Here is a 21,020-nt window from a genome sequence, read left to right as displayed (position 1 = left end):
ATGGAAGTTAGCCTAGCGAACCCCCGTGGATTTTGCGCGGGCGTAGACAGAGCGATTGAAATTGTGAATCGGGCGCTCGATAATTTTGGTGCGCCCATTTATGTCCGTCATGAAGTGGTTCACAACAAATACGTGGTAGATACGCTGAAAGAACGCGGTGCGGTATTTGTTGATGAGTTGTATGAAGTACCGGATGACACCATTGTTATCTTTAGTGCGCATGGAGTTTCTAAGGCCGTTGAGCTTGAAGCTGAAAAGCGCGGCTTGAAAGTTTTTGATGCCACTTGCCCACTCGTAACCAAAGTCCACATGGAAGTAGTGAGGTATGCCAAAGCGGGTTTCGACTGCGTACTGATTGGTCATGAGGGACATCCTGAAGTTGAAGGTACCATGGGCAGGTTCGATACGAAGTGTGGTGGTCGGATCCATCTTGTTGAAGATGAAAGCGATGTCACAGCGCTATCGGTCAAGGATGATAATAAGTTGGCGTACGTCACCCAAACTACGTTATCCATGGACGACACTGCCATGGTCATCAATGCCCTGAGAGCAAAGTTTCCGAGTATTCACGGCCCACGAAAAGATGATATCTGCTATGCCACCCAGAACCGGCAAGATGCGGTACGAGAACTAGCAAAACAAAATGATTTGGTGCTTGTGGTAGGTTCTGCTACGAGCTCAAACTCGAATCGCTTACGTGAACTTGCAGAGCGCGTAGGCTCAACCAGTTATCTAATCGATTCAGCCGAAGACATTAATGACAATTGGCTAAATGGTGTTAAGTCAGTAGGTATCACTGCTGGCGCATCGGCTCCGGAAGTGCTGGTCCAGTCAGTATTGACTCGCTTGGAGGAATTAGGAGCGGGAGTAGTGTCTGAAATTAGTGGGATCGAAGAAAATATCCGTTTTTCGTTACCCAAGGAGCTACGTTTGATTGACGTAACCAACGACTAAAAGATCTGATTCATCCCTAAAAGGCGAGTAGGTAACTCGCCTTTTTTTCGTCATGCTATCGGTAAATCCAATGGAGGATTCACCATGTTAGCGATGTCCTTTCTAATTCCAAGCAACGAGACAGAACCGTTACGTCGCGGCTCTGCGATCAGTCTCAACACGCCACACTTACAGTCTGGTACTAGCCTCATTGAAGCGCTGCTATTAATGCTGCTTACGGCGCTAGTGATAACGAGTCAGCAGCAACTCCTTGCCCACGCCAGTAGCACCTTTCAATTAGCCGAAGCTAAGCGTTTTGCAACGGCAGCCCAACGTTACTTAGCGATGCCTCAATTGCGCTATTTGCAGTGTGAAACCCAAAGCGCCTGCGACTGGCCATGGCCACTCGCGAAACCATTACAACTTAGCGAACTTCGCTCTGCTCCGGTGTGTTGGCAGTATGCGGTTGAGCAATTCTGTTTGGAGGCGCGCTAATGTGGCTACTAACCTACCGTCGTTGCCATGCAACACCTACCTTGCCAGCTGCTCAGAAGCTTTCAACTATGACTGGTTTCTCCTTAATATCACTGCTTATAGGTATGCTCATTTCGGCACTAGTTCTCACCGCACTCATTGATTTTGTTCTCAGTCAGAATCGCTTCGCCTATAGCTTGGCAAAGAGTTCAGAGCAAAGTGCTCGCCAGTTACAACTCGCCGAGCAAGTCATGGCCAGTGCTGAGCAAGGCATGAATCGCAGCTGTCTTGATTTCTCACTACCGTCCCCATTGCTGTCACCTAAGGATCCTCGGCAGGAGTTTACTGTGTTGGTACCGGAGCATAAGGATCGAGCGTATTGGCAACTTGTCAGTGATCAAGTGAGGCTGTATTCGTCACGTAAATTGGAAGAGGGTGATTGGCTAGTGTCACCGTACTGTGACGGAGCTGAACTCGCGGTATCTGAGCCCCCATTGGGTACTCGCAGTGATGGCTTCTATCGCTATGACCTAGCTAAATGTATAGGGCAGCGTGAGGACTGCCTCTACCGTAATCAACAGGAAAATGGCGAACTGGTTTTTCTGCGCACCCAACATTGGCAGTTCGATAATTCATCGGGCGTATTAAAGCTCCGGGAACATCGCCATCCCTGGCGACTGACACCTACCACCAACCCATCTCCGAGCACTACCGCAGAAATGTTTTCGGTATTGAACAGCGCGGGCGGAGCCACCAATACCATTTCTTCCTACAGCGGGACATGGCGTTGGGCTTGGTATGAGGGTGACTGGCTGCAATGGCGCTACCACGAGAATACCGTGGCACCACAGCTCATTGCTATGGAGTTAGCGAACGAGCATGAAGCCCTACAACTGATAGTGGGGGCACCCACACACCGTCGAGTTTGGCCTGTTGCTGGTAAATCGAAATTAGCGCAACAACAGGTGCCGATCTATGAAGCTGAGCTAGCGAACCTTGAGGCGAGGGTAGATGGAGAAGTTTAATTCGAGGCTTCAGGGTTCCGCATTACTCACCGGTCTTATATTGATGATGCTTGCCACCCTAGCGGTGGTCGCAGCGGTTTCGATGAGTAATTTATCCGTCCAGCATCAGGCGCTACGAACTCAGCGTGACGACTATCGGGCACAATCGGAACGCTTCTTTGATCAAGCTCAACAACAACTTTTCGACCAGGGCTTAGTGATCTTTAGTGATGGTAGCTGTTACTCCGGTAGATGTTTTATGGGGCATTGGACGAATCGCGAAAAAAGTGAAAGCTGTGAGCGAAACCGAGATAGTGTATTTCAACCGGAAGTTCCCTACTTGGCTGAGGCGGGAGGCTTTGATCCCAGCTGGATGACAAGAACCGAATCTGCGAATGGCGCGAATGTTTACTCCGGTATTGAGTTTCTCTGCTTTCTAAATCTAGATGGTACAAGGAGACCTTATTTGCGGGCCTCGTTCGCGGTAGGGCTGGAGGATCAGCAGGGACTTCACGACATCGTCTTTATTACTCAGGAGGGCTGGTTGCTCTATGGCGTTTGGTAGTTTTAAACCGCTTGTCCGGCAACTGAATTTGCTGCTCTGGGTAGGTTCGTTAATGGGCTATTGCTGCCCAGTTAACGTGGCTGTTGTAACAGCGGCTGAGTTAGAAGCAGCGGCTGGGGCTGGTGATGTTAGTGGGGCAGCTTCGATGGACAGCTTACCTGTGTATGCTCCGAGCGTTGAGTATCCGGGCCCGTTTGAGTTTGATGCCTGTTGGCGTAGCAGTGGTTTAGTACTTGAGTTGGGTCAGGGGGACTGTGAAATAGACGGCTATCGCGGTATATCTGGGAATTACCTCAACTTTCTCATTAGTGGCGTTTCAACACTGCTAGATGATGATCCAAAAACACCTGCTCTCAGCGAAGGGTTAAGCGAGACACCGAACTCCCCTTTTCGTTCCTCGCGAGGTCACTCTCAGGCGGCCATCCAGCAATGGTTATGTGAATGGCTGCGTTCCCAATGGGCGAATGCCAAGCTACCACTCATCCAAGCGTGCTTGATTGAATTTCTAGAAACAGAGGGGGCTAATAATCATGAGCTGGTGGTTGAAAATATCAGCTTGATAGGCCGTGATTTCACCATGGAGTTAGCCATTGCAAACGGTGCATCCGCGGATGACGGGGAGGTTCGATACCATCATGCCGTGCGTAGCATTCAGATCATTTACCGGAGGGAGCTGGATGAGAGCGAGGGGATTTTCGCTGATTGAAATTATGGTGGTGATGGCGATTGTGGGCGTACTGAGTGCTATCGCGCTGCCACAATACCATCAATATGTGCTTCGAGCCGAAGACGAGCATCGGCGCCAGCAGTGGCAGATTGTGCAGCAGCAACTTAACCGTCACGCGCTGGCGAATGGAAGCTATGAGTGGGTGGAAAGTGTCACAGCGCTTCAACTAGAGACGGAGTTTAGTGTTGATTTTGAAGTGCTTGAAGCCGGCGGCTTTCATCTTGTTGCACAGGCTCGGACGGGGGTGGAAACTGCTTGCCCCAGTATTCGAGTGAGTCATTTGGCTGGCGTTGAATGTATGGGCTAAGTCGGAATAGTCGTACTTAATCTCGCTATGATGCACCTGGATGAGCCGATGCTGGTGGCGGATTTAGATCCGCCTAACGGTTCGATCTGATGAGACGCTACTCATCACATACCGTTTGACTGGTGCTGAACCTTAAGCCCCTATTGATGGTGACTTTGGCACCCTGCTCGCCACTGCAAACCAACCAACTTCCCCAGGAACGCATGAGCCCATCGCGGCCCACTCCCCATACCAGCCATCGTCCGCTTGCCCTTACCTGAGGATTACGCGGCAGGCTCTGTAAAATATTGGCTTCAGACGGCGATGAGGGATTCGCAATATCCTGATGAACGAGCCACTTCGATCCTGCAGAGGGATCAGAAATACATTGATTATTGGTAGTCGCCAAGCATACAAATACGGTTCTACCCGAGGCAATAGCAAACTGTTGTGCACCTCGGAAGGCTTGCTGAAGTTGATTAAGTTCGCTCGCTAGTCGTTGCCGTTGTAAGTAATCTAACCAGCTCATGAACGTGGAACTCAGCAAACTAAAGATTAATAGGTAGGCCAAGAGCTCTACAAGCAATAACCCTCGCTCATTGCCCCGAGGGCGATCGGGTGAGTAGGACTTGGTTTGAGGTGGAATAGCGGGTGAGATCATACGAGGTAGCGTAGCAATGAAACTTCGTGCTGAACCCTCCGTAAAGATAGAGGATTCATGAATTTCTTCATTTTGGTGGGCAGCAGTTAGCACCGAGGCTGTTGTTTAAGGTGTAACACTGCTGGATCATAAGCTCCCCTTAATCATCAGCGTCGCTAAGATATTAACTTCGCTTCTTTTTAACTTCGTTAGGAGAGGCGGCTGGAGCGAAGGGCGCGCTTAGGGCGTATCAATCTCATCGACATTAATGTTTAGGCGCTCCAATCGGTAGCGAATACTCCGAAAGCTGATGCCTAGATTTTTCGCCGCTTCGGTGCGATTTCCTTTGGTTTTTTCTAACGCACGAATGAGCACCTGACGCTCCAAGACTGCCAAGAATTCGTCAATATTTTCAACGTCATCAATACTCTCAATCATATCGCTTCGGTTGGCGCTCAACCCTAAGTCAGCGGTTTCGATTTTGTCATCCTCGCAGAGCGTGAAAGCACGTTCGAGAATGTTTTCAAGTTCGCGAACATTTCCAGGAAAGGCATAGTGGGCTAATGTCTGTTTCGCGCTCTCACTTAATTCTGGGCGAGTACAATCAGACTGCGCCGCGAAGCGGGTGAGGAAGTGATCGATTAACATCGGTAAATCACTGGTTCGTTCACGTAATGGCGGAACGGGTAGTTCGATAACGTTGAGGCGATAGTATAGGTCTTGACGAAAACGTCCGGCTTCTACTTCCACCGACAGATCTTTATGGGTTGCGCAGAGAATCCGGGCGTCGACAGATTGCTCAGTTTCGCCACCAACCGCTCGGACGCCACGTTCTTGGATTGCGCGTAGAAGCTTCACTTGCATCTCTAATGGCAAGTCGGCTACTTCGTCCAGGAATAGTGTACCGCCGTTGGCCGAAATGAATAAGCCCGCTTTGTCGGAATTAGCCCCAGTGAAACTGCCCTTTTTATGCCCGAAGAATTCACTTTCCATAAGTTCAGCTGGAATGGCGCCACAGTTAACCGGCACGAAGGGCTGTGCCGCTCGGCTCCCTTCATTATGAAGTGCCCTAGCGACTAACTCCTTGCCGCTCCCGGATTCACCCGAAATATAAACGGGCGCCATGCTGTTGCTGAGCTTAGTGATTTGTTTGCGAAGCTTTTGAATGGGAATCGACTCGCCGATAATGAGGCTCGCCTTCGCTGCGATACTGGTCTTTGGTATATTCACTGCGCCCTCAACGAGCGACTTCAGCTTGTCTAGAGCAATGGGCTTGGAGACAAAGTCAAAGGCGCCTGCCTTCAGTGCCTCGACAGCGAGTTCCGTATTCCCGTATGCAGTGAGCATGGCAACGGGAGGCTGATTTTTGAGTGTTTGTACGTGTCGAATAATATCTAAGCCATCTCCGCCCGGCATCTTCATGTCGGTCAGTATAAGATCGAATTCGTTTTCGTCGAGCTTGGCGTAGGCATCATTCACCGAGCGTGCCGTAGAGGTATTCGCCCCCATGCGAAGCAAGGCAATCTCCAGTAATTCACGGATATCAGCTTCGTCGTCGACAATTAAAATTCTGGCGTCTTTCATGGTGTTCCTATTTAGAGTCATCGGTGGTCTTCGACCAGCTTGAGATTACAATGCTGAACCGAGAATGTCCTCGGTGATTGCTATACATAAGGTTAGCGCGATTAGCTTGGCACAGCTGGCGGCTAATATACAAACCTAGACCGGTGCCACTATCCGACTGTGTGAAGAATGGCTCAAAAATCTGCTTTTGTGTTGCGTCATCTAAGGTTTCGCCCTGATCACACACGTCAATCGAAAGCGCCCCCGCTAGGATTCGGTATTCCAGCGTAATGGGCAGTTTGCCATAGCGTTTGGCATTCTCAAGTAGATTCATGGTGATTTGGCGCAAGTGATCTCGATCAAATTCAATAATAAAATTTGATTGCTCAGCAGCAATCTTTATGTCGCCGCTTTGGAAATCGTGCAGTTCCTGCATTTCCTGTAAGACAGCGGAGATAAAGCTCGAGAATTCGATACGTTCACTGTTAACACTATCATTCTTGGACAGTTCAAAGGTGTTGCTAATGATTCGATTCACACGATTTTCTTGGCGTTTAATAATATCTAAAAAATGCCGTGATTCGTCTGAGAGTTCGGGCGCCTGCGCGAGAAGTTCACGCGCATAACTAATCGCACTGAGAGGATTGCGAATTTCGTGGGCGATACTGGCGGTTAAATGGCCAAGCGAAGCGAGCTTCATCTGTTCAACTCGATAGCGAAGGCGGGCCTGATCTTCGATGAAAATTAAACTCTCCTGCTGTTCAACCAGTTCAACAAAACTGAGTTTAATGACATGCGTGTCGTCAACGGAAATTTCTTGAGAATAGTGGTGAGGGTTATCTTGCCATTGCTGAAAACAGTCGGCGGCATCGCTTAACGCGCTAAGGTTAAGGATATCTTCACTTTCACAGCCTAATAGTCGCTTTGCAGCAGGATTGATCTGCTTCACGTTAAGCTGATGATCCACCACAATAACCCCCGTATTCATCCGGCCAATAATACGATTGTTCACCGCTTGTAGCTCAGCAATAAGCGATGATTGCGCTTCCTCGGATTCCATGGTGGCGTAGAGTCGTTTAGCCAACAGCGAAACACTCCCAGCCATCAAAAATAGGCCAAAGCCCCAAGCGGCCGCGGTAAACAGTGATTGCGATTCAGATGAGTTATTCGCCAGAGACGCGGCTGCAACAAGTAGGCTGATGGTTGCTACTGAGGCGATAAGAAAAACGAGCTGTCCTCGAAGTAAAACCGCACCAACCACTACGATCACTAGGTAGAGCGGGAGTAAACTGCTGCCAATGCCTCCGGAAGCATAGATAATCGCGAAGGTTAGGCAGGTGTCTGTAAGTAACCAACCCACAACCTCTTGGTTATTAGGATTGAACGGAGGACGGAAGATTACGCTCAGCCCAATTAGCCCAACGAGGCCTAGCGCGTAAACACTATACTTAAAAACTTCGCTATGAAAGTTACCAACCAGTTGCTGAGTTAAGTCCCCCCATAGCAAAGTGATTAGTGCAATAGCGAGCAGCAGACGGTATATACTGTAGCTTCTTAGTGTGAGATATCGCTGTTGCGATAGCGCGAATTTTGTAGCAACCATAGAGCTCTTTATCTGTTTAGGGATAGTTGAGTGTAAGTGACATTTGTTTAGGTATAAAGACACTTTGCCTTTCTACCAGTAATTGTGAACAATAGCGCCCATTACGGGTACATCTAAGCAGGAACCGACATGAAATTAGCGATGGCACAAATTAATCCTCACGTAGGGGCTATCGAGGGCAACACCTTAGTGATTCTAAAGACCATTGCTGAGGCGAAATCTCAGGGTGCAGATTTAGTGATCTTCCCCGAACTGACTCTAACGGGTTATCCGCCTGAGGATTTATTGCTACGTCCAAGCTTGAAGGCACGTGTGGAGCGCGCGCTGAAAGAAATCGCGATGGCCACAGACGGGATTGCCGTGGTGGTAGGTTACCCTCGCCATGAGGGCGGCAAACTCTATAACGCAGCCGGCTTTTTCGATGGCGGTGAGCTGGTGGGCGAATATTTCAAGCAGAAGTTGCCTAACTATCAAGTTTTTGATGAGCATCGATACTTCACCGCCGGCAGTGAGCTGATGTTGGTGGACTTCCTGGGTGTTAATTTCGGGGTGTCGATTTGTGAAGACATCTGGCATCGCGGCATCTGCGAAGATTACTCAGAGGGTGAAATTGATGTGCTAATTAATCTTAGCGCCTCACCCTTCCACCAGAACAAACAGTCCGAGCGTATTGAGTTACTGCAAACCCGAGCTAACGAGGCCAATTCGGCCATCGTATATGTGAACCAAGTGGGTGGCCAGGACGAGTTGGTATTCGATGGGGGCTCGCTATTGGTTGCTAAGGATGGCGAGGTACTGTCCGAATTAACGCGCTATGAAGAACAGCTGGCCTATGTAGATATCGATACCGATGACGGTGTGAAGATTCAAACTGCTGAACGCGCGGTGGAGTTATCCTACTTAGATTCAGCCTATCAAGCGTTAGTGGTTGGCGTGCGCGATTATGTGAATAAGAATGGTTTCCCAAGTGTTGTGCTGGGGTTGTCTGGCGGTATTGATTCGGCACTAACGCTGGCGATTGCGGTGGATGCCTTAGGTGCCGAGCGTGTTTCGGCGGTTATGATGCCGTTCCGCTATACCTCAGAGATGAGTATTCAAGATGCGGCCGAAGAGGCCAATACGCTAGGGGTCGACTACCAAGTTATTTCCATTGAGGGGATCTATGATTCCTTTATGAAGGAATTAGCGCCGCATTTTGCTGGGCGTGAAGCGGATACCACCGAACAAAACCTTCAGGCGCGTGCGCGCGGCGTGCTGCTCATGGCGCTATCTAATAAGAATGGTTCGCTAGTACTCACTACCGGTAATAAGAGTGAAGTCGCAGTAGGCTATTCAACCCTTTATGGTGACATGGCGGGTGGCTTCGATGTCCTTAAGGATGTCCCCAAAACGCTCGTGTTCGAGTTATCAGCCTATCGCAATACCGTCTCCCCAGTGATTCCGCAACGCGTTATCGATCGTCCACCCTCAGCGGAACTTGCTCCAGATCAAAAGGACGAGGACAACCTCCCGTCCTACGACATTTTGGACCAAATCCTTTATCGCTACATCGATTGCGACGAGTCTCGAGACAGGATTATCGCCGCGGGGTTTGATGCAGATGATGTTCACCGCGTCATTCGCCTCGTCGACGTCAACGAATACAAACGCCGCCAAGCACCCATCGGCGTCCGCATTTCTCAGCGAGGCTTTGGCCGAGACCGTCGCTATCCGATCACCAATGGCTGGAAACCCGGCATCTAATTGGGGTCGGGTACATAACTTTTACCCTCCCCTAAAGCGGCGCCTTGTGTAATTGGGGACCGAATGCAATTAGGGGTCGGGTACATAAGCTATTCACGCCTCGGCGTCTCCGCTCCCTATAAGTTCGGATCAATAGCAATCTTTCTCGGTTCAAGCTAACGTTAGACGCACATGCTGTCGGATAGAGTGTTCATCAATGCAATTTAAATATTACACCCACGATCAAAAAGATGATGTCATCGCACTCTATGAGCAAACGTTCGGAGCTTCCGAGGGCGAGGCCGAGGGCCAAGTTATTGGTGAGCTAGTTAACAACATGTTAACCATCACAGCAGAGACAGAACTCATACCCTTAGTCGCTTTTGATAATGACACGCTTGTTGGCGCTATCATCTTCAGCAAGATGTACTTCACGCCTACTATCAACGCCTATATTCTCTCGCCCGTGGCGGTTTCTCCTAGTTACCAAGGTAAAGGAGTTGGACAGGGATTAATCAATTTTGGCTTGGAACAATTGAAACAGGGCACTGTGGAGCTGGTGTTTACCTACGGCGATCCAAGCTACTACTCAAAGATGGGGTTTCAACAAATCCCAGAAGCGCAGATCCCAGCGCCGGTGCCAATGAGTCATCCCGAAGGCTGGTTGTGCCAGTCGTTGACGGAAGGCGAAATACCTAAGGTGGATCAGCGGCCTAGTTGTATTGAAGCGTTGAGTGATCCCGGCTATTGGTAACGTTTAGGTAGTTCATTCAAGCTCGGTCTACGGGTATGTACCCGACCCCTAATTGCATCCACCGCCACCATCGCCCTGCGCGATAATAAAGTTATGTACCCGACCCCAAAACTCCCGACCCCTAATTGCGGGCCCCAAAACGCAGGCCAAAAAAAACGAGCGCTAGGCTCGTTTTTTTATGGGCCGATTAGTTCGGCTGGGGGGTTGCTTCGTCCCAGTCTCGCTCAAACTCGCCATCAATACGCGTATCAAAGCCGGGGGGTTCTGGACGATCCGCTAAGCCGAACGTTAATTGGTTGATCCAAGAACGCTGGTTAGCGCCACGATTCTTTGCCAGTTGAAGTTGCCCGTCGTCATCAAGCAGCGGGTAATTGGGGTAATTCAGACTCAGTACTGCAAGGTTCTCATCCGCTAAGTCATTCATATCAAGTAAGTGATACGCTTGAATGACTGTCGCTAGAGCATCCGGCACAGCTGGAGTGCTGGGAAAATTTTCCAATACAAACTGGCCACGACGCAGCGCGGCTACATACGCACCGCGAGTAAAGTAGTAGTTCGCGACATGCAGCTCGTAACGAGCTAGAACGTTACGCAGATAGATCATTCGTTGGGTGGCATCCCAAGCGTAAATACTTTCAGGGTAGCGGTCTGTCAACTGCTTAAAGTAGTTGAAACTCTCACGCGCGGCTCCGGGATCACGCTGGGTGATATCCGTAGGCATAAAGCGTTCAATCACACTCTGACTCTGGGTAAATGCCGCTAAGCCACGCATGTAGTAGGCATAGTCGACTTTCTCATGCAGTGGGTGAAGGCGAATAAAACGATCAGCCGCACTAATGGCAGCATCTGGCTCATTACTTTGATAATATGCGTACACTAATTCTAGTTGTGCTTGTTCTGCGAAACTACCGAACGGGTACTCAGATTCAATACGGTGAAGCTTAGAAATAGCAGCATCCCACTGAGATGCGCGCAAACTACCTTGAATAGACGTGTACAACTGTTGTTCGGAAGTTTCTTGGTCTTCTGTACTCGAGCAGGCCGACAACAACACTATTAGTGAAAGGCCAGCAATTCTGAACAGGCTCATTACAATTTAACTCCCAACGAAAAAAAACGGTTATCTTTATATTTAATAGGCCAGTATTTAACCATAAGCACTTACTGGCAGAAACCTTTTTGGAAAAAACTTATGTTAGAGACGATAAGCGCAACAAAAGTAGTTCCCAGCGACCTTAGCGGTAAACGTTTCGACCACGTTGCAGCGGCTTTGTTCCCCGATTATTCGCGAGCGCGACTACAAACCTGGATAAAAAGTGGCGAATTGGTCGTGGATGGTAATCCGATGAAGGCCAAAGAGAAGGTCTATGTCGAAAGCATTTTGACCTTAGCAGTCCAACTTGAGGCTGATTCCGATCATCAGCCCGAAGATATTCCGTTAGATGTGGTCTATGAAGACGAGCACCTGTTAGTAATCAACAAAGAGGCGGGCATTGTTGTGCATCCCGCGGCCGGTAACCGTGACGGAACCCTGTTGAATGCCATTCTTCACCACGCCCCTGATTGTGCGGCACTGCCACGCGCTGGGATTGTCCATCGTCTAGATAAAGACACTACCGGTTTGATGGTCGTGGCGAAGTCATTAACCGCTCATGCGGATCTGGTTAAGCAATTACATGATCGAACCGTAGGGCGCGAGTATGAGGCTATTACCATGGGTACCATGACCGGGGGTGGTGTGGTCGAATCGCAAATTGGCCGGCATCCGAAAGCGCGACAAAAGATGGCCGTGGTTAGAAGTGGCGGTAAAGAAGCCATCACCCACTATCGTGTTCTCAAACGTTTTGGCCATCACACTCACGTGCGGGTGAAGCTTGAAACGGGTCGAACGCATCAAATTCGTGTGCACATGTCTCACTTACGTTTTCCGCTGGTGGGTGACGCAACCTATGCGGGCCGTCAAAAAGTACCTGCCGGTGCCTCCGACTTGCTGCTGGACACCTTACGTAATTTTCCGCGTCAAGCCCTTCATGCCAAAGCCTTGGAGCTCATCCATCCGGAAACGGGTGATCAAATGGAGTGGGAAGTACCGCTACCCGATGACATGGCGCATCTGTTAGCGATCATCAAAGCGGAAGACCCCGCTTGAGGTTGATTCGCCTAGCCACTGCCTCACCGCTACTAATTGGTGTGAGTGAGGCAGATGACGGCAATATGGCGCTACACACCGGCGACGATCCGGTGTGCGTCAATGCCAACCGAGCGAAGATTGCAAAAAATTGGCACAGTCCTATTCACTGGATGAACCAAGTACACGCCACAGATTTGGCTGAAGTGGTTGCTGAGCCGTTCGTTAACACAGAGCAATCCATCGGACCTTCTACAAGCGCAGCCCACCCCCCAACCGTCGACGGCCTATTCACCCATGCCAGTCCAGACAAAAACGAGCAAAGGGCAACCCTTGCGGTACTCACGGCAGATTGCCTACCGGTAATTCTCTATAGTGAGTGCGGTACACAATATGCAGCGGTCCACGCTGGTTGGCGGGGCTTAGTGAATGGTATTCTTAGTAACGCCGTTAAAACCTTTAGTACCGAGACACTGCACGCCTATATTGGCCCAGCGATATCGCAGCCTGAGTATCAAGTTCCTCTGAGCTTTCGCACTGAGTTTGAAAAGAAGTGGCGTGAAGATCTCAGTGGCTACTTTCAAGAGGATGGCAGCGAGCATCTGCGAGCCGATTTAGCCGGTTTAGCACAGCATCAACTAGCATCTCTTGGCGTAAAAATTAAGCAAAGTCAGTTCTGTACCGCACTCGACCCTTGTTTTTTTAGTTATCGACGCCATAAAACAAGTAAGCGACTTGCAACGGTCGTTGGTCCTCCCGCCAATTAGCGCAGTAACTTTCCCACTAGAATGATTAATATGGCCTTTTTGCCATAAATAATTGTTTATTTGTCTTTTATGCCTTGAAAAATAAAATAACGACCTCATCTATCCTTTAACAGGCAAACATTTTAAGGATGGAAAACATGCGCCCAGACAAATTTACTCGCAATACCCAAGCTATTATTGCCGATGCGCAATCGTTGGCTGCTGGCCGAAATCACGCCGCCATTGATACCAGCCACCTCTTAATAGCGCTATTGGACCAAAGCGACAAAACGGCCGCCAAACTACTTGCATCGGCGAATGCCGATACGATTGCTCTGCGCAAAGCGGCTTTAGCGCTGGTAGACAAGCAGGCAACCCTAACCAACAACACGGGCGACATCAGTCTGTCCCAGAATCTAAGCCGCGCCTTCAATTTAGTTGATCGTCGTATGCAGGCGATGGGCGATGATTTTGTCGCGGTAGAAACCCTGTTACTGGCTCTATTTGACGGCAGCGACGAGGTAGCCAAGCTACTTAAAAAATCAGTTAACTTGCAGCAACTCGAAGCGGTTGTGCAGCAGGTTCGCGGAGGAGAGCGCGTCATGGACGAAAACGCAGAAGATCAGCGCCAGGCGCTAGATAAATATACGGTTGATCTGACCGAACTTGCCGAGACGGGCAAACTTGATCCCGTGATTGGCCGAGACGATGAGATTCGTCGCACTATCCAAGTACTGCAGCGCCGCACCAAAAACAACCCCGTTCTCATTGGTGAGCCGGGTGTAGGTAAAACCGCCATTGCGGAAGGTTTGGCACAGCGCATCGTTAACGGTGAAGTACCTGAGGGCGTAAAGGGCAAGCGATTGTTGTCACTAGATCTGGCTGCGCTATTGGCGGGGGCTAAGTTCCGTGGTGACTTTGAAGAACGACTCAAGGCAGTGCTGACTGATCTTAAAAAGCAGGAAGGGCAGGTGATTCTATTCATTGATGAACTTCATACCATGGTTGGTGCCGGTAAAGCCGAAGGAGCTATGGATGCGGGCAACATGCTGAAACCGGCATTGGCTCGTGGTGAACTGCACTGTGTGGGTGCAACGACGCTGAATGAATATCGTCAATTTGTAGAAAAGGATGCTGCGTTGGAGCGTCGCTTCCAGAAAGTACTGGTAGATGAACCTACCGAGGAAGACACCATTGCGATTCTCCGTGGTCTGAAGGAGCGCTATGAAGTGCACCACGGTGTCGATATTCGCGATAGTGCAATTATCGCCGCAACGAAGCTCAGTCAGCGCTATATTACGGACCGACAGCTACCGGACAAAGCGATCGATCTAATCGACGAAGCGGCCAGCCGTATCCGGATGGAGATTGACTCCAAGCCGGAATCAATGGATAAGCTTGATCGTCGATTAATTCAGCTAAAAATTGAGCGCGAGGCCATTAAGAAGGAAGAGGACAGAGCCTCTAAGCAGCGTTTGGCGGATCTGGATGCCAACATCAAAGAATTGGAAGTCGAATACGCTGACCTCAATGCTGTTTGGGTGGCTGAAAAGACCACACTTCAGGGCGCTCAACAGGTGAAAACAGAACTTGAGCAGGCACGCTTAGATTTAGAAGCTGCGGGCCGAGCCGGCGATCTAGCAAAGATGAGTGAGCTGCAGTACGGCGTTATTCCAGCCTTGGAGGCTCGGCTGAAAGATGCCACCGAGCGCGAAGAACAGGGCGTAGAAAACACGCTATTACGTAATAAGGTTACCGAGGAAGAGGTGGCCGAAGTGGTCTCACGCTGGACCGGTATTCCAATTAGTAAAATGATGGAAGGCGAACGCGATAAACTACTAGCGATGGAGGGACTCTTACATCAGCGCGTGGTAGGTCAGGAGCAGGCCGTGGTTGCGGTATCGAATGCCATTCGCCGTTCACGTGCCGGCCTATCGGATCCGAACCGTCCCAATGGTTCGTTCCTATTCCTAGGGCCAACAGGTGTGGGTAAAACCGAGCTGTGTAAAACACTCGCGGAGTTCCTATTCGATTCGCCCGATGCCATGGTTCGCATTGATATGTCCGAGTTTATGGAGAAGCATTCAGTCGCTCGTCTACTTGGTGCTCCCCCTGGCTATGTAGGCTATGAAGAGGGTGGTTACCTCACGGAAGCGGTGCGTCGAAAGCCCTACTCAGTTATTTTGCTGGATGAGGTGGAGAAAGCGCACCCCGATGTTTTTAATATCCTATTACAGGTGCTTGACGATGGCCGCTTAACGGATGGTCAGGGTCGAACGGTTGATTTCTCGAACACGGTAGTAGTGATGACATCAAACTTGGGCTCGGATCTTATTCAAGCTAAGCGCGATGAAGGCTACGAAGCAATTAAGGAAGCGGTAATGGGCGTAGTATCAACGCATTTCCGCCCAGAGTTCCTGAACCGTATTGACGAAACCGTGGTATTCGGCTCGTTGGCGAAGGATCAGATTGCCGGCATTGCCGATATTCAGTTAGATCACCTACGTAAGCGTCTTGGTGAGCGTGAGTTGAATATTGAATTGAGCGAAGCGGCGATGACAAAAATTGTGGATGCAGGCTATGACCCAGTCTATGGCGCACGACCACTTAAGCGAGCCGTTCAACAATTGGTTGAGAATCAGTTGGCAGAACGCATTCTTCGCGGAGACTTCCTGCCCGGTGATGTGATTTACACCACGGTTGAGAACGATCAGTTGGTGTTTAGTAATAAACCCGTAGCAATAGCGCATTAAACTTACCCTTAACAGTACTCCCCTAATGCCCGACCTAGTGAAAGCTAGCGTCGGGATTTTTTTATATAGTGCTCGAAAACTAACGTTGTGACTAACACGTCAAGTGTGAAAAAATCCGTCTGGGGAGTTCTAGTCATTGCGCTGTCCAATTCGTCTGCTCCTCGTCGAAAACCTGCATAAAACTCGCCAATTACAGCAACCTATTTAATGCTATAAGCGAAGGTTATGCACCCAATTCTAAATAACCATGAAAAAAGCTCATTTTTTGTACTTGCCTTCATTGACATTGAGCGCTCCTCGACGACAATGAGCACAAGGGATTCGTTTTTCCGTGAGCGCGAAAGTGTGCAGGGATTTTTAGCTTTACCATGAGCTATCTAGCGAACCCACAGGTGCATGTATATTTGCATCTGCTGAAAGGCCTCTTGTGTACCACGCAGGGTCGGAAGGAAATCTGCTATCAGTCTTGAGTCTGGCTCAAGCACGTCGAGTTTTTATCCGCTGCGTTCCACAAGCGCCAAAATTTATGCTGCATTCCTAAGGGGAAACAACGTGGAAATGCTTAACGGCGGAGACATGCTAGTTAAATCGCTTCAGAACGAGGGCGTTGAAGTTATCTTCGGCTACCCAGGCGGTTCAGCACTACATATTTACGATGCCATTTTCCGACAGGACAAGATTGAACACGTATTGGTTCGCCATGAGCAGGCTGCTACGCACGCTGCCGATGGCTTCGCCCGTACTACCGGTAAGCCAGGTGTGGTGCTAGTCACCTCAGGTCCCGGTGCTACTAATGCGATTACCGGTATTGCTACGGCCTATATGGATTCTATTCCTATGGTGGTGATCTCGGGTCAGGTGCAAAGTCATCTGATTGGCGACGATGCCTTCCAGGAAACCGATATGGTGGGTGTTTCGCGGCCAATCGTAAAACATAGCTTTTTGGTCACTAAGACCGAAGATATTCCAGAGACTATTAAGAAGGCTTTTTACATCGCGAGCAGCGGCCGGCCTGGCCCGGTAGTTGTGGATATTCCCAAGGATATGTGTCACCCAGAAAAGACCTATCCGTTCGAGTATCCGGCAGAAGTGAAGATGCGCTCCTATAACCCTATTCAAAAGGGTCACTTAGGGCAGATTCGTAAGGCCGTTAAATTATTGAAGGCCGCAAAGCGTCCGGTCATCTACTCCGGTGGTGGCGTGATTCTAGGTCAAGCTTCGGCTGAATTGACCGAGCTGGCCAGATTATGTGGCGCACCAGTAACCAATACGCTCATGGGCTTGGGTGCTTTCCCGGGTAATGATGAGCAGTTTATCGGCATGTTGGGCATGCACGGCACAGTTGAAGCCAACAATGCCATGCACCATGCGGATTTAATTTTCGCAGTGGGTGCCCGTTTCGATGACCGGGTTACTAATACCCCCGATAAGTTCTGCCCGTTCGCGAAGATCGTTCATATTGATATTGATCCAGCGTCCATTTCAAAAACCATCACCGCCGACGTACCGATTGTCGGGCCGGTTAAGTCAGTATTATCGGACGCGCTGGAGATCTATCACAGCACTGAGATTGAGCAAGTCGACTTGAGTGATTGGTGGGCACGCATTGAAAAATGGCGCAGCCAGTACAGTATTTATCGCCAGCCGAACTACGACCAGCAACCCAACGGCCCAATTAAGCCGCAGGAAGTGATCAAGGCGTTGTATAAGGCAACTAACGGCGACGCCATTGTGACGTCTGACGTTGGTCAGCACCAAATGTTCGCGGCGCAATATTATCAGTTTAAGGAACCGCGCCAGTGGATCAACTCAGGCGGCTTGGGCACCATGGGCTTCGGTTTGCCGGCAGGCATGGGTGCGAAGTTAGCATTTCCTGAGCGCGACATCGCCGTAGTAACGGGTGAGGGTTCCATTCAGATGAATATTCAGGAGCTGGCTACCTGTACGCACTACAACTTGCCGGTCAAGATTATCAATCTGAATAACTCAGCGTTAGGTATGGTTCGCCAGTGGCAGGATATGCAGTACTCAAGTAGATACTCTGCGAGTACTTATGCTGATTCACTACCGGACTTCATCGCGCTAGCTCGAGCCTATGGTCACGACGGTATTCGCGTTGAGAAGTTAGCGGATTTAGCGCCGGCACTTGAGTGGGCGTTCAGTCAGAAGGATAAGTTAATCTTTGTCGACGTAGTGGTTGATCAAAGCGAACACGTTTACCCCATGCAAATCATGCCGAATGGCTCGATGCAGGACATGTGGATTAGTAAAACGGAGCGTACCTAATGAAACGAATAGTCTCGATTCTTATGGAAAACGCCCCGGGCGCATTGTCGCGCGTAGTGGGCTTATTCTCGCAGCGTGGTTATAACATTGAAACGCTAACGGTAGCGCCAACCGATGACGCAACGCTTTCGCGGTTAACGTTAACCACCGTAGGCGACGACGATCACATGGAGCGCATCATCAAAAACTTAAACAAGTTGATTGATGTGGTGAAGCTGGTGGATCTCACCGAAAGCCCTCACATTGAGCGCGAATTGATGTTAATCAAAGTGCGAGCAGTGGGCGAAGCCAGAGCTGAAGTGATGCGCAACGCCGATATTTTCCGCGGCGACATTGTGGATGTAACACCAACGACTTACACCATTCAGCTTGCCGGTAAGCAGGAAAAGCTAGATGCCTTTGTTGCGGCAGTAGGCGACACACAAATTCTCGAAGTGGTGAGAACCGGTATTTCCGGTATTTCTCGCGGCGAAAAGATTCTTAGTATTTAAATTTTATTCAAATTAGCACATTCGATTTTTACGAATTAAGGAACAACACCATGCACGTTTCATATGATAAAGACTGTGACATCAACATCATCAAGGGCAAGCAAGTAGCTATTGTTGGTTACGGCTCACAGGGTCACGCCCACGCACTCAACCTTCGCGATTCAGGCGTTGAAGGCGTTACCGTTGCACTGCGCAAGGGTTCTTCTAGCTGGAAGAAAGCGGAAGGTGAAGGCCTTAAGGTAGCTGAGATTGCTGATGCCGTTGCTAATGCTGACGTAGTAATGATCTTGGCTCCGGATGAGTACCAAGCGGGTATTTACGAAAAGGACATCGCGCCAAACCTAAAGCAAGGTGCTACCTTGGCATTCGCCCACGGCTTCAACATCCACTTCCAGTTGATTGAGCCACGTGCTGACGTTGACGTGATTATGATCGCGCCGAAGGGTCCAGGTCACACCGTTCGTTCAACATACACAGAAGGTGGCGGTGTACCAACACTTATCGCGATTTATCAAGATGCGTCAGGCAAGGCGAAAGACACCGCGCTTTCCTATGCCTCTGCTAATGGTGGTGGCCGTTCAGGTATTATTGAAACTAACTTCCGTGAAGAAACTGAAACGGACTTGTTCGGTGAGCAGGCAGTACTTTGTGGTGGTGCTTCAGCATTGGTTCAGGCTGGCTTTGAAGTATTAACTGAAGCGGGCTATGCACCAGAGATGGCTTACTTCGAGTGTTTACACGAATTGAAGCTGATTGTTGACTTGATGTACCAAGGCGGCATTGCCGACATGCGTTACTCAATCTCGAACACGGCCGAGTACGGTGACTATGTAACCGGTCCTCGTATCATCACAGCGGAAACTAAAGCTGAAATGAAGCGTGTACTGGATGATATCCAGCGTGGCAAGTTCGCGAAGGATTTCATGTTGGAGTCGCAGGCAGGTCAGCCACGCTTGAAGGCAGAGCGTCGTTTGGGCGAAGAGCACCCAATCGAAGAGGTTGGTGCGAAGCTTCGAGCCATGATGCCTTGGATTGCTAAGAGCAAAATCATCGATAAAACTCGTAACTAATATTGCGGGATACGTTGTCTGCTGGGTAAAGCTAGCTGTTAACGCACCATGATATTCGGGTTAAAACCTCTCAGCTCACCATGAGTTGATAAAAAAACGCGGCAAACTAGCCGCGTTTTTTGTATGCTTACGACACTCGACGTTATATAGAGAGTTATATGAGCAACGAAACTAATAAAACAAATGGTTCAGAAAAGGATCCGTTTGAGCAGACAATAGAAGCCGCTGAAGGCATATTCCCGGTTGATGAGCATGAGGAAGAGGTGCTAGAAGATGGTAAGCCTGTTCGCCATCGTGGTGTCTTTCTGCTTCCGAATGCGTTGACTACCGCTGCGGTCTTCTGTGGTTACTACGCTGTAATCTCGGGCATGAATGCTCAGTTTGAGACAGCGGCTATTGCGATCTTCTTTGCGATGATTTTCGACGGCTTAGACGGGCGCGTTGCCCGCCTGACTAATACCACCAGTGAGTTTGGTGTTCAGTACGACAGCCTGTCGGATATGTGTTCCTTTGGTATTGCGCCCGCATTAGTGTCCTATAGCTGGGCGACCCATAGCCTTGGTAAGGTGGGCTTAGCGGCTACCTTCATCTATGTAGCCTGTGCGGCTATTCGTTTGGCGCGCTTTAATACCATGGTGGGTGTTGAAGATAAGAATTACTTCACCGGCTTACCTAGTCCGGCAGCCGCAGCGCTGGTTGCGGGAATGGTTTGGTTTGGTTACGACGCAGAAACAAGCTTTGCCGTGCAAGTGATTGCTGCAGTAGTTACCGCCTTTGCAGGCTTGGCGATGATTACCAACCTCAAGTATAACTCCTTCAAGACCTTAGATCTGAAAGGTCGTGTGCCCATCCGTAAGATCGTACTGTTAGTTGTGATCTTTGTAGTGGTGGCTATGAACCCAGCGTTGGCGCTATTGGTTATTTTTGCGGGTTATGCGCTGTCTGGGCCAATTACACGGTTGTTGAAACGCAATTAATTGCTAAATACGCTGTTTATAGTCTGCTGAGTTATTTTTGACTAAGTAAAGCGAGTGATTTAGCGGCCGCTATTATTAGCATTAAAAAAGGTGATGAATTTCATCGCCTTTTTTACGTTTTATGTTTGAAAAATAACCAATAGATTACTTCCTCGTAAGTGGTTGTAACTAATTTACAAAAAACGTTTGACGACACCTCTGAAGACCCCTATTATCCGTTTCCTTGCTTGACGGCGGTAACCCGTCGCTAGTCAGATGTTTTGGCTAAGAGCTGCCGTATCGCGTGTAATTTCACCTA

At 49.5% G+C, this 21,020-nt stretch carries 19 protein-coding genes; 15 read left to right on the top strand and 4 right to left on the bottom strand.

Going from position 1 to position 21,020, the window contains the following annotated elements; all coding sequences use genetic code 11:
- The 6 genes from ispH (at window position 1) to Q0698_RS10530 (ending at window position 4,010) form a co-directional block, all read left to right on the top strand.
- The gene (gene ispH, locus Q0698_RS10555) at window positions 1–954 is read left to right on the top strand and encodes a 4-hydroxy-3-methylbut-2-enyl diphosphate reductase (protein ID WP_298636499.1); all 954 of its coding nucleotides are present in this window, start codon (window positions 1–3) and stop codon (window positions 952–954) included.
- An 84-nt stretch (window positions 955–1,038) separates the two neighbouring features.
- Complete coding sequence (locus tag Q0698_RS10550) at window positions 1,039–1,428, top strand: hypothetical protein (protein ID WP_298636497.1); 390 nt, start codon at window positions 1,039–1,041, stop codon at window positions 1,426–1,428.
- Window positions 1,428–2,432: a hypothetical protein gene (locus Q0698_RS10545; RefSeq protein WP_298636496.1), complete on the top strand. Its 1,005-nt coding sequence runs from the start codon at window positions 1,428–1,430 to the stop codon at window positions 2,430–2,432. Before Q0698_RS10550 ends, Q0698_RS10545 begins: the two co-directional genes overlap by 1 nt.
- Window positions 2,419–2,976, top strand: a complete 558-nt coding sequence (locus Q0698_RS10540; RefSeq protein WP_298636495.1) for a hypothetical protein — start codon at window positions 2,419–2,421, stop codon at window positions 2,974–2,976. The genes Q0698_RS10545 and Q0698_RS10540 overlap by 14 nt, the downstream gene beginning before the upstream one ends.
- Window positions 2,963–3,682, top strand: coding sequence for a hypothetical protein (locus tag Q0698_RS10535; RefSeq protein ID WP_298636493.1), 720 nt, complete (start codon window positions 2,963–2,965; stop codon window positions 3,680–3,682). The genes Q0698_RS10540 and Q0698_RS10535 overlap by 14 nt, the downstream gene beginning before the upstream one ends.
- Window positions 3,654–4,010, top strand: coding sequence for a prepilin-type N-terminal cleavage/methylation domain-containing protein (locus Q0698_RS10530; RefSeq protein ID WP_298636492.1), 357 nt, complete (start codon window positions 3,654–3,656; stop codon window positions 4,008–4,010). Before Q0698_RS10535 ends, Q0698_RS10530 begins: the two co-directional genes overlap by 29 nt.
- 97 nt (window positions 4,011–4,107) lie before the next feature.
- On the opposite strand, the gene Q0698_RS10525 is transcribed toward Q0698_RS10530, so the two are convergent.
- The 3 genes from Q0698_RS10525 to Q0698_RS10515 form a co-directional block, all read right to left on the bottom strand.
- On the bottom strand, window positions 4,108–4,518 hold the full coding sequence (locus tag Q0698_RS10525; RefSeq protein ID WP_298636490.1) for a GspH/FimT family pseudopilin: 411 nt from the start codon (window positions 4,516–4,518) through the stop codon (window positions 4,108–4,110).
- Between the two features lie 351 nt (window positions 4,519–4,869).
- On the bottom strand, window positions 4,870–6,213 hold the full coding sequence (locus tag Q0698_RS10520; protein ID WP_298636488.1) for a sigma-54 dependent transcriptional regulator: 1,344 nt from the start codon (window positions 6,211–6,213) through the stop codon (window positions 4,870–4,872).
- A gap of 7 nt (window positions 6,214–6,220) precedes the next feature.
- Window positions 6,221–7,795, bottom strand: a complete 1,575-nt coding sequence (locus Q0698_RS10515) for a histidine kinase dimerization/phospho-acceptor domain-containing protein (protein ID WP_298636486.1) — start codon at window positions 7,793–7,795, stop codon at window positions 6,221–6,223.
- A gap of 129 nt (window positions 7,796–7,924) precedes the next feature.
- On the opposite strand from Q0698_RS10515, the gene Q0698_RS10510 reads away from it, so the two are divergent.
- Both Q0698_RS10510 and Q0698_RS10505 read left to right on the top strand, forming a co-directional pair.
- A complete protein-coding gene (locus tag Q0698_RS10510) occupies window positions 7,925–9,538 on the top strand; it encodes an NAD+ synthase (protein ID WP_298636484.1) in 1,614 nt (537 codons plus the stop codon).
- Window positions 9,539–9,734: 196 nt separating this feature from the next.
- Window positions 9,735–10,271, top strand: coding sequence for an N-acetyltransferase (locus tag Q0698_RS10505; RefSeq protein ID WP_298636482.1), 537 nt, complete (start codon window positions 9,735–9,737; stop codon window positions 10,269–10,271).
- A gap of 187 nt (window positions 10,272–10,458) precedes the next feature.
- Here Q0698_RS10505 and Q0698_RS10500 read toward each other — a convergent pair whose 3' ends face one another.
- On the bottom strand, window positions 10,459–11,361 hold the full coding sequence (locus Q0698_RS10500; RefSeq protein ID WP_298636480.1) for an outer membrane protein assembly factor BamD: 903 nt from the start codon (window positions 11,359–11,361) through the stop codon (window positions 10,459–10,461).
- Between the two features lie 102 nt (window positions 11,362–11,463).
- On the opposite strand from Q0698_RS10500, the gene rluD reads away from it, so the two are divergent.
- The 7 genes from rluD (at window position 11,464) to pssA (ending at window position 20,722) form a co-directional block, all read left to right on the top strand.
- Window positions 11,464–12,420 carry a 23S rRNA pseudouridine(1911/1915/1917) synthase RluD gene (gene rluD / locus Q0698_RS10495; protein ID WP_298636478.1) on the top strand — a complete coding sequence of 319 codons (957 nt, stop codon included), beginning with the start codon at window positions 11,464–11,466 and terminating at the stop codon, window positions 12,418–12,420.
- On the top strand, window positions 12,417–13,166 hold the full coding sequence (locus Q0698_RS10490) for a polyphenol oxidase family protein (RefSeq protein WP_298636476.1): 750 nt from the start codon (window positions 12,417–12,419) through the stop codon (window positions 13,164–13,166). The genes rluD and Q0698_RS10490 overlap by 4 nt, the downstream gene beginning before the upstream one ends.
- A gap of 137 nt (window positions 13,167–13,303) precedes the next feature.
- Window positions 13,304–15,898 (top strand): ATP-dependent chaperone ClpB, encoded by a 2,595-nt coding sequence (gene clpB, locus Q0698_RS10485; RefSeq protein WP_298636475.1) that lies wholly within the window; start codon window positions 13,304–13,306, stop codon window positions 15,896–15,898.
- Window positions 15,899–16,450: 552 nt separating this feature from the next.
- On the top strand, window positions 16,451–18,184 hold the full coding sequence (locus Q0698_RS10480; RefSeq protein WP_298636473.1) for an acetolactate synthase 3 large subunit: 1,734 nt from the start codon (window positions 16,451–16,453) through the stop codon (window positions 18,182–18,184).
- Entirely contained in the window at window positions 18,184–18,675 is a 492-nt protein-coding gene (ilvN, locus tag Q0698_RS10475; RefSeq protein WP_298636471.1) for an acetolactate synthase small subunit, read from the top strand. The genes Q0698_RS10480 and ilvN overlap by 1 nt, the downstream gene beginning before the upstream one ends.
- A gap of 50 nt (window positions 18,676–18,725) precedes the next feature.
- Complete coding sequence (gene ilvC, locus Q0698_RS10470; RefSeq protein ID WP_298636469.1) at window positions 18,726–19,745, top strand: ketol-acid reductoisomerase; 1,020 nt, start codon at window positions 18,726–18,728, stop codon at window positions 19,743–19,745.
- Between the two features lie 158 nt (window positions 19,746–19,903).
- Window positions 19,904–20,722: a CDP-diacylglycerol--serine O-phosphatidyltransferase gene (pssA, locus tag Q0698_RS10465; RefSeq protein ID WP_298636467.1), complete on the top strand. Its 819-nt coding sequence runs from the start codon at window positions 19,904–19,906 to the stop codon at window positions 20,720–20,722.
- Window positions 20,723–21,020: the final 298 nt, after the last annotated feature.

The organism is uncultured Umboniibacter sp. (assembly GCF_947497555.1).
In the GTDB taxonomy this organism is placed as follows: domain Bacteria; phylum Pseudomonadota; class Gammaproteobacteria; order Pseudomonadales; family DSM-25080; genus Umboniibacter.
The sequence above is the reverse complement of the archived record's forward strand: the minus strand, read 5'-3'. Positions and strand labels throughout refer to the sequence as shown.

Excerpts from the sequence above, each read along its gene's own strand:
- Q0698_RS10525 (WP_298636490.1), bottom strand. The coding sequence starts at position 4,518 with ATGAGCTGGTTAGATTACTTACAACGGCAACGACTAGCGAGCGAACTT.
- ilvN (WP_298636471.1), top strand. The coding sequence starts at position 18,184 with ATGAAACGAATAGTCTCGATTCTTATGGAAAACGCCCCGGGCGCATTG.
- Q0698_RS10515 (WP_298636486.1), bottom strand. The coding sequence starts at position 7,795 with ATGGTTGCTACAAAATTCGCGCTATCGCAACAGCGATATCTCACACTA.
- Q0698_RS10530 (WP_298636492.1), top strand. The coding sequence starts at position 3,654 with ATGAGAGCGAGGGGATTTTCGCTGATTGAAATTATGGTGGTGATGGCG.
- Q0698_RS10540 (WP_298636495.1), top strand. The coding sequence starts at position 2,419 with ATGGAGAAGTTTAATTCGAGGCTTCAGGGTTCCGCATTACTCACCGGT.
- Q0698_RS10545 (WP_298636496.1), top strand. The coding sequence starts at position 1,428 with ATGTGGCTACTAACCTACCGTCGTTGCCATGCAACACCTACCTTGCCA.
- Q0698_RS10505 (WP_298636482.1), top strand. The coding sequence starts at position 9,735 with ATGCAATTTAAATATTACACCCACGATCAAAAAGATGATGTCATCGCA.
- ispH (WP_298636499.1), top strand. The coding sequence starts at position 1 with ATGGAAGTTAGCCTAGCGAACCCCCGTGGATTTTGCGCGGGCGTAGAC.
- clpB (WP_298636475.1), top strand. The coding sequence starts at position 13,304 with ATGCGCCCAGACAAATTTACTCGCAATACCCAAGCTATTATTGCCGAT.
- Q0698_RS10510 (WP_298636484.1), top strand. The coding sequence starts at position 7,925 with ATGAAATTAGCGATGGCACAAATTAATCCTCACGTAGGGGCTATCGAG.
- ilvC (WP_298636469.1), top strand. The coding sequence starts at position 18,726 with ATGCACGTTTCATATGATAAAGACTGTGACATCAACATCATCAAGGGC.
- Q0698_RS10550 (WP_298636497.1), top strand. The coding sequence starts at position 1,039 with ATGTTAGCGATGTCCTTTCTAATTCCAAGCAACGAGACAGAACCGTTA.
- pssA (WP_298636467.1), top strand. The coding sequence starts at position 19,904 with ATGAGCAACGAAACTAATAAAACAAATGGTTCAGAAAAGGATCCGTTT.
- Q0698_RS10500 (WP_298636480.1), bottom strand. The coding sequence starts at position 11,361 with ATGAGCCTGTTCAGAATTGCTGGCCTTTCACTAATAGTGTTGTTGTCG.
- Q0698_RS10520 (WP_298636488.1), bottom strand. The coding sequence starts at position 6,213 with ATGAAAGACGCCAGAATTTTAATTGTCGACGACGAAGCTGATATCCGT.
- rluD (WP_298636478.1), top strand. The coding sequence starts at position 11,464 with ATGTTAGAGACGATAAGCGCAACAAAAGTAGTTCCCAGCGACCTTAGC.
- Q0698_RS10535 (WP_298636493.1), top strand. The coding sequence starts at position 2,963 with ATGGCGTTTGGTAGTTTTAAACCGCTTGTCCGGCAACTGAATTTGCTG.